The organism is uncultured Nocardioides sp., from assembly GCF_947489365.1.
Classification (GTDB): domain Bacteria; phylum Actinomycetota; class Actinomycetes; order Propionibacteriales; family Nocardioidaceae; genus Nocardioides.
In genome coordinates, this window is sequence record NZ_CANLDB010000012.1 from 48,880 (window position 1) to 56,160 (window position 7,281).

Here is a 7,281-nt window from a genome sequence, read left to right on the forward strand (position 1 = left end):
CCTCAGCCGGTGTCGGCGAGCTCGACCTGTTCCCGGCTGGTCCCCCCGCCCGGTGCGGTGTCGACGAGGTAGGTCTGCCCCCAGGGGTCGTGCCAGCGGAACAGCCCGGCGTCGAGGACCTCGTAGCGCCAGCGGCCGTGGGTCTTGAGCCGGTGGTGGAAGCGGCACAGCGGGGCGAGGTTCGCCGCGCAGGTCGTGCCGCCCGCGGCGTAGGCGCGGACGTGGTCGAGGTCGCAGGACGTGGCGGGGCGGGTGCAGTGGGGGAAGACACAGTGGCGGTCCCGCAGCCGCACCAGCCGCTCGAGGTGCGCCGGGACGGCGTAGCCGTCGATCTCGACCTGCCCGGCGAGGTCGATCACCGGCTGCACCGTCACGGAGGCGGCGGCGTTGCACCACGTCCGGACCTGCTCGGCGAAGGTCAGCACCTCACCGGTCCCCCGGTGTCGCACGCTGACCAGCTCGTTGCCGCCCGTGCCGCCCGCGCAGACCGCGGCCCGGGACAGGTGGACGACGATCTCCACCCGCCGCGTCGGCCTCGCCGTACGCGGCTCGCCGTCCGGGGTGTCGTCGTCCTCGAAGTCCAGGCCGAGCCGGCGCCGCGCGAGCTCACCCAGCGCGTGGGCGCGGCGTACGCCGAGGCCCTGGGTCGAGCCGAACGCGAGCTGCTGGGCGGCGTGCTGGGCCAGGGCGGTCTCGAGGTCGATGCCGTCGGCGACGTCGAGGGTGGCGGAGACCTCGACGACCACCTGGCCGGTCCCGTCGACGGTCGCGGTGGTGGTCGGGGCGTCGAGGCCGACCCAGACACCGCGGGGGTCGGTCGTCTCGTCGCAGCCGGCCCGGTCGGCGGCCTCGGGGTCGAACCTAGTCACGGCGTCGGTGACGGCCCGCTCCAGCGCGGCCGGGCCGATCTTGTGGGCCACGTGGGACACGTGCCGGTCGACCCAGTCCGCACCGGCGGGCGGCAGGCCCGTGGTGGCCGCGGCGACCCGTCGTGCGCGCCACGCGGGCAGCTCCCCCGCCATCACCCGCGCGTAGGTGCGCGGCAGCCGGTGGGCGAGCTCCATCGCCTCGCGAAGGTAGGAGCGCCCGGCGTCGGTCGACACACCCATCGTCGCGGCCAGGTCGGCCACGCAGAACTCCGTGACGAACGGCGAGCCCGGACCCGCCGGCCGGAACGCCCCCTCGGCGCCCCGGACGCCCCGCGCGAGGGCGCCGGACGCCAGCGACTCCGCCGGGTGCATGGCCGCCCAGTCGACCGCGAGCGCCAGCACCCGCGCCGCCGCGGCGTCCTCCGCGCGACGCACCGCCCGCAGCTCCGCCACCAGCGCGGCGGGGTCCTGCGGGTGCGGGTCGGTCGAGGCGTCGTCCATGGTGCAAACGCTAGGGGCGACCACCGACAGTGGACCGGCACAGAACGCCTCGGCCCCCGGTCCTGGGGACCGGGGGCCGAGGCGTGTGCGGGTGAGGCTCAGTACGAGGTCTGGGCCTGCGGGTTGTTCGTGCCCGCGCGGACCTTCTTGGCGTCACGGAGCAGCGGCAGGTTCACGTTCAGGACGTCGAAGCCCTTGGCGATGTCGTTGCTGAACACCTTGCCGTTGTGCCAGTACGCCGACCACGAGCCACCGAGGCTGCCCGTGGGGAACGGGCCGGTGCCGGCCGGGTCGAGCGGGCCGCGGTCGAACCAGGCCAGCTCCACCGGCTTCCCCGACTTGGTGAAGTCGAAGACCGAGATGCCGCCCTGGTACCAGGCCTGCACCATGATGTCGCGACCCTCGACGGGGATCAGCGAGCCGTTGTGGGCGACGCAGTTCTCCTCGTTCGTCTGGGTGCGGGGCATCTTGTAGTAGCTCTTGAAGACGAGCTGGCCGTCCTTGTTGACGTTGTAGATGCCGTTCGCACCGCGGGTGCTGCCCGTCTCCTCGTTGCAGGTCGGGGCGACGCCGCCGCCGAGCTCGTCGGTGAAGACGACCTTCGTGCCGGCGTTGTTCCAGGTGGCGGAGTGCCAGAAGGCGAAGTTCTCCGTGTCGGTGACCTGCTCGGTGACCACCGGGTTCTCGCGGTCCGAGATGTCCATCAGGATGCCGTCACCCATGCAGGCGCCGGCGGCGATGTCCTTGCTCGGGTACGTCGTGATGTCGTGGCAACCGGTCGTGTTGGAGGAGCCGTTGCCGCCGGGGTTGCCGCCCTCCGGGAACAGGACGGGGGTCGAGACGACCTCGGAGTCCTTCGCCTGGCCGAGCGGGATCTTGACGACGCTGATCTTGTCGTGGGGCGGCTGGCAGTTCACGTTCGCGTCGCTCGGGGAGTACGACGAGACGTAGGAGTACAGCGTCCTGCCGTCCTTCGTCGGCGCCAGCGAGTTCGTGTGCGAGCCGCAGTCCGTGCGCACCGAGGCGACGTACTTGGGGTTCGCCGGGTCCTTGATGTTGAAGATCCGCAGGCCCTCCCACGCGGTGGGGACCGACGTGCTCGAGGGCTGGCTGTTGCACGTCGAGTCCGAGCGCGGCGAGTCGACGCTGTAGACCAGGATGTTCTTGTAGACCGACACGTCACCCTGGCCGCCGGGGCAGACCAGCTGGGTGGTGGGCTGCGGGTCGGACGGGTTGCTGATGTCGTAGACCATGAAGCCCTGGAAGTTGCCCGCGAAGGCGTAGTCGCCCTTGAACGCCAGGTCGGAGTTGGCGTAGTCGAGCTGACCGGCCCCGGGGGTGCCCGGAGGCGGCGAGAACGGGCCAGACTTCGGCCGGTTGGCGATGAGCGCCATGTTCTTGGACGCGATGCGGTCCGGCTGGTCGTTCTGCGCGGCGGAGTCGTCGATGTCGCCGTACTTCTCGTCCAGGGTGGCGCAACCGCGCGCGAACAGCTCGACCGCGGACTCCTGGGCGGCCTTGGCCGCCTGGCAGGTGGGGTCGTTCTCCGCCGAGGACGCCGCCGTCGCGGTCGTGCTGGCGGCGAGGGCCGGGGCCAAGGAGGCCACGAGGGCCGTGGCGAGGACCGCGGCACCGCGCCGGGCTCCTCTGCGTGTCAATCCGAGTCTAGGGGTCACAGGTGTCCTTCGGGGGTGTCAGGAACTGCCGACGAGGTCGCCGTGGCCGACGACTGTGACGTAGGTTATGGGAACGATGGACTCGATATCAGCCCCCTTTTCTCGTGTCACCGTCGTCCTCTGCCTCGCGGCCACTCTCGGGCTCAGCGGCTGCGGAGGCGCCGGGGACTCCACCGACGCCTCGCCGTCGGGCGCCAGCTCATCCGCCTCCCCCGACGGCGGCGACGGGAGCGGCGTCCGCGTGATCCGCCCCGGCGAGCCGGGTGAGGAGCCTTCGGAGGGCCCCTCCGAGCTGGACCCGGGCGACTACAACGAGGCCGACGTCGAGTTCATGTCGATGATGATCCCGCACCACCGGCAGGCGCTGGTCATCTCCGACCTCGCAGCCTCGCGGGCCGAGGCCAAGGGCGTACGACGCATCGCCTCGCGCATCCGGGACGCCCAGGCGCCCGAGATCCAGGCGATGGCTCGCTGGCTCGAGACCCGCGGCGAGGACGTCCCGCAGCCCGAGGACGACAGCGTCGACATGGCCGAGGAGATGAGCGAGATGGGCATGGGTGACATGGGCATGCTCGGCGCCGACGAGCTCCTCGAGCTGGTCGAGGCGGACGGCGAGGAGTTCGACCGCCTCTTCCTCGACGCGATGATCGGCCACCACCAGGGCGCCGTGGACATGACCGACCAGCTCCAGACCGAGGGGTCCGACATCCAGGCCCTCGAGATGGCCGCCGACATCAACATCGGCCAGACCGCCGAGATCGGCCGCATGCAGGACGTCGAGGACACGCTCTGAGCTAGGCGTCCCTCCGGGGACCGGGGCGCGAGGCACTGCCGCGAAGCCCGGAGATCGAGGTGCGAGGCCGGCCACGGCCGAGCCACGAGATCCGGTGACACGACCGCCGACCCCTCACCGGGTCTCGACGACGCGCGCTCGCCAGGGATCGCGTGCTGCTCGACCACCGGGGGCCGCCGGCCCGCGGGGTCGCGGACGCACGAGGGCCCCGCACCGGGATCGGTGCGGGGCCCTCGTCGCGTCGGGCTACCGGGTGATCAGTAGCTCTTCTGCATCTGCGGGTTGTTGGTGCCCTGCCGGACCTTGCGGGCCGGGTCGACCGCGGAGGCGCTGATGTTGAAGACGTTCAGGCCCTTGCCGAGGTCGTTGGAGAAGACGTGCCCGTTGTGCCAGTACGAGGACCAGTTGCCGCCGCCCTCGGTGCTGCCCTGGGGCTCGGGGCCACGGTCGAACCACGCGATCTCACGGGGCTTCTCCGAGTTCGTGAAGTCGAAGACGGAGATACCGCCCATGTACCAGGCCTGGACCATGATGTCCTTGCCCGGCACCGGGATGAGCGAGCCGTTGTGGGCCACGCAGTTCTCGCTGTTGGTCTGCGTGCGCGGGATCTTGTAGTAGCTCGCGAACTCCAGCTGGCCGTCGACGACGTCGTAGATGCCGTTGGCGCCGCGTTTCGAACCGACGTCCGGGTTGCAGGTGGCCGCGCCGCCGCCGCCGAGCTCGTCGGTGAAGACGACCTTGGTGCCGTCATTGTTCCAGGTGGCGGAGTGCCAGAAGGCGAAGTTCTCGCGGTCCTGGACCCGCTCGGTGACGACCGGCGCCTTGCGCTTCGAGATGTCCATCAGGATGCCGTCGCCCATGCAGGCGCCCGCGGCGATGTCCTTCTCGGCGTACGTGGTGATGTCGTGGCAGCCGGTGGTGGGGGCCAGCTCACGGCCGCCGCCCGGGTTGCCGCCGTCCGGGAAGAGCACCGGGGTGGAGACGACCGCGGCGTTCTGCGGGGCCTCCATGTCGATCTCGACGACGCTGATCTTGTCGTGGGGCTCGGGGCAGTTCACGTTCGTGGCGCTCGGGAAGTACGACGACACGTAGGCGTAGAGGCGCTTGCCGTTGTCGCTCGGGGCGAGCGAGTGGGTGTGCGAGCCGCAGGCGGTCTTGACGGCCGCGACGTACTCCGGGTTCGCCGGTTGCGAGATGTCGTAGACGCGGACGCCCTCCCACGCGGCGGGGTTCGCCGTCGTCGAGGCCTCGGAGTCGCACGAGGCGGAGGTCCGGGGCTGGTCCACGCTCACGACGAGGAGGTTCTTGTAGACCGACACGTCACCCTGGGAGCCGGGGCACAGCACCTCGGCGACCCGCTGCGGGTCGCCCGGGTTCTTGGCGTCGAAGACGGTGAAGCCGCCGTAGTTGCCGGCGAAGACGTACTTGCCCTTGAACGCCAGGTCGGAGTGGGTGAACGTCGAGAACGTGGAGGACTTCGCGCGGCGCGCGAGGAGCTGCATGTTCTTGGAGCGGACGTCGCCCGGGTCGTCGAGGCGCGCGGACGAGTCGTCCATCGCGCCGTACTCCTCGTCGAGCTGCTGGCAGCCGGCGGCGAAGAGCTCCGCCTGGTCCTTCAGGCCCTGCAGGCGGGCCGAGTCGCAACGGGGGTCGGACTCGTAGCTGATCGTCTCGACGCCCGATTCGGCGGCGTTCGACGAGAACACGAGCAACGGACTGAGCAGGGCGGCCAGGCCGGCGGCGGCGGTGACCGCGACCTTCCTGGACAGGTGGCGCCTGCGGGCGCGAGGGGTCGATGCCACGGTGGTGTGCCTTCCGAGATGAAGCCCCGGGCGCCGAGTCGCGCCGCGAGATGGTGACAGTCCTACCCCAACCCGCGGACACCGCGCCAGGGGTGCGTGTGACATCGGCGTTAATCTGACGCCGACGTCGACCGCACACCCCCGCGGTCGCGACCCACCCGTGCCGCACACCCCCGCGGCGCCCCGAGAAGAAGGCCGGACCCCTCATGAGCACACCCGCCGACGCGCCGTACGACGTCCTCGCCGCTGCCGCCGACCACGAGCAGGTCGTCGTCTGCTCCGACCGCGACTCCGGCCTGCAGGCCGTGATCGCCATCCACTCCACCGCCCTCGGCCCGGCGCTGGGCGGCACCCGCTTCCACCCGTACGCGACCGGAGCGGACGCCGTCGCCGACGCCCTCGCCCTGTCGCGCGGCATGTCCTACAAGGCGTCGCTCGCCGGCCTCGACCTCGGCGGCGGCAAGGCCGTCATCGTCGGCGACCCGCTGCGGGACAAGTCGGAGGCGCTGCTGCGGGCCTACGGCCGCTTCGTGCAGTCGCTCAACGGCCGCTACTACACGGCCTGCGACGTCGGGACCTACAGCGCGGACATGGACCTCATCGCCCGCGAGAGCCGCTTCGTCACCGGCCGCACCGTCGCCCACGGCGGGGCGGGCGACTCCTCGGTGCTCACGGCGTACGGCGTCTTCCAGGGCATGCGCGCCGCCGCCGAGCGGGTCTGGGGCGCCCCCACCCTCGAGGGCCGCACCGTCGGCGTCGCCGGCGTCGGCAAGGTCGGACGGCACCTCGTCCGGCACCTCCTGGACGACGGCGCCCGCGTCGTCGTCACCGACGTCCACGCCCCCGCCGTGTCGGCGCTGCTCGCCGAGCACCCGGACAGCCGCGGGATCACCGTCGTCGACGACACCGCCGCGCTGGTCGCGAGCACCCTCGACGTCTACGCCCCCTGCGCCCTCGGCGGCGCGCTGACTGACGAGGTCGTCGCCACGCTGTCGGCCCGGATCGTCTGCGGCGCCGCCAACAACCAGCTGGCGCACCCGGGCGTGGAGAAGGCGCTGGTCGACGCCGGCATCCTCTACGCCCCGGACTACTGCGTGAACTCCGGCGGTCTCATCCAGGTCGCCGACGAGCTCGAGGGCTTCTCGTTCGACCGCGCCCAGCAGCGCGCCTCGGGCATCTTCGACACCACCCGCGAGGTGCTGCGCCGCTCCGCCGAGGACGGCGTCCCGCCCGGCGCGGCCGCCGACCGGCTCGCCGAGCAGCGCATGCGCGAGGTCGGCCGCCTCCGCGGCACCTGGCTGCCGTAACCCGCAGGCCCCGCGCTGGTCGAGCAGCACGCGAGCCCTCGGCGAGCGCGCGTCGTCGAGACCCGGTGACGCACGGTGGTCGAGCAGCACGCGAGCCCTCGGCGAGCGCGCGTCGTCGAGACCCGGTGACGCACGGTGGTCGAGCAGCACGCGAGCCCTCGGCGAGCGCGCGTCGTCGAGACCCGGTGACGCACGGTGGTCGAGCAGCACGCGAGCCCTCGGCGAGCGCGCGTCGTCGAGACCCGGTGACGCACGGTGGTCGAGCAGCACGCGAGCCCTCGGCGAGCGCGCGTCGTCGAGACCCGGTGACGCACGGTGGTCGAGCAGCACGCG

Annotated in this window: 5 protein-coding genes; 2 read left to right on the forward strand and 3 right to left on the reverse strand. The window is 72.0% G+C overall.

Translation table 11 applies throughout. From position 1 onward, the window contains the following. Positions 1–2: 2 nt before the first annotated feature. A complete protein-coding gene (locus tag Q0858_RS21260; protein ID WP_299058371.1) occupies positions 3–1,370 on the reverse strand; it encodes an HNH endonuclease signature motif containing protein in 1,368 nt (455 codons plus the stop codon). A 98-nt stretch (positions 1,371–1,468) separates the two neighbouring features. Continuing rightward, a complete protein-coding gene (locus tag Q0858_RS21265; protein ID WP_299058373.1) occupies positions 1,469–3,028 on the reverse strand; it encodes a hypothetical protein in 1,560 nt (519 codons plus the stop codon). A gap of 94 nt (positions 3,029–3,122) precedes the next feature. Here Q0858_RS21265 and Q0858_RS21270 point away from each other — a divergent pair, with 94 nt between their 5' ends. Next, positions 3,123–3,839: a DUF305 domain-containing protein gene (locus Q0858_RS21270; protein WP_299058375.1), complete on the forward strand. Its 717-nt coding sequence runs from the start codon at positions 3,123–3,125 to the stop codon at positions 3,837–3,839. 257 nt (positions 3,840–4,096) lie between these two features. On the opposite strand, the gene Q0858_RS21275 is transcribed toward Q0858_RS21270, so the two are convergent. Then, positions 4,097–5,641, reverse strand: a complete 1,545-nt coding sequence (locus Q0858_RS21275; protein WP_299058377.1) for a hypothetical protein — start codon at positions 5,639–5,641, stop codon at positions 4,097–4,099. 206 nt (positions 5,642–5,847) lie between these two features. Between Q0858_RS21275 and Q0858_RS21280 the strand changes: the two genes are divergently transcribed. Next, positions 5,848–6,948, forward strand: a complete 1,101-nt coding sequence (locus tag Q0858_RS21280; RefSeq protein ID WP_299058379.1) for a Glu/Leu/Phe/Val dehydrogenase dimerization domain-containing protein — start codon at positions 5,848–5,850, stop codon at positions 6,946–6,948. Positions 6,949–7,281 lie beyond the last annotated feature (333 nt).